Annotated in this window: 2 protein-coding genes; both read right to left on the reverse strand. The window is 53.2% G+C overall.

What is annotated here, in order from left to right; all coding sequences use genetic code 11:
• Positions 1–299 (reverse strand): hypothetical protein (locus AC1D17_RS29205; RefSeq protein WP_477568673.1); only part of this gene is annotated, 299 nt, incomplete at its 3' end.
• Positions 300–365: 66 nt separating this feature from the next.
• The coding region (locus AC1D17_RS29210) for an efflux RND transporter periplasmic adaptor subunit (protein WP_477568674.1) at positions 366–790 on the reverse strand (425 nt) is incomplete at its 5' end.

Below are 790 nucleotides of genomic sequence, written 5' to 3' on the forward strand. Positions count from 1 at the left end.
CCTCGATATGAGGCAGGGTCAAAAATAAAGACGTTGGTAGCCTGATCTGCCGGCGAACCGGCATCTTTCAGCAAATTGCAGATATCGTAGGTAATGCTCTCCGCATGATAAGTGCCTAGCTCCACGCTCACCCAAAGAGCATTCTTCTCCGGAGAGCGCCACCGGGCGTCAAGCACGCCTTTCCTGTGTTTGATCAAAGCCAAAGTTTCGCGCTGCCATTCTTCCAAACGAGGAGCCGACAAGGCTGGCGTCGCGGACAGCGCAGCTATGACAATCAAAATGATGTTCGWTTTTCTCATAGCTTCAATCCAGYTGGCTTGATCTGCCGACAAACGTTTGGCTGAAAATCCGATGAGCGCCCGTTCTCACAGAGCCGGCTTGATCTCGATTGGCTCGACGACCTGGCCGGGGTGAACTTTTTGTATTCCCTCTGTGACAATCATATCACCTTCAGCCAACCCCTGGGTGACCGAGAGCTCGGCGCCCACCATTGGGCCAGGCTCGAGCCGCCGGATTTCGATCTTGTTCTTCTTATTGACGACAAGAGCATAAGGACCAGATTGGTCAATCTGGATAGCCGACTGCGAGACGAACACGGCAGTTTCCGGATTTGCCGCCTCAACGATGACGTTGACAAGCTGACCGTCGCTTAGAAGATGGTCTGGATTGGGAAGGCTTGCACGGACTGTCACCGTATCGGTGCCCTGGTTTGTGCGGACATCAATGAAATTTACCTTGCCAATACCAGCGTACAGCTTCCCGTTGGCCAACCGAATATGAACAACGGCAG

It is taken from the genome of Pararhizobium sp. P1_E7 (assembly GCF_056405855.1).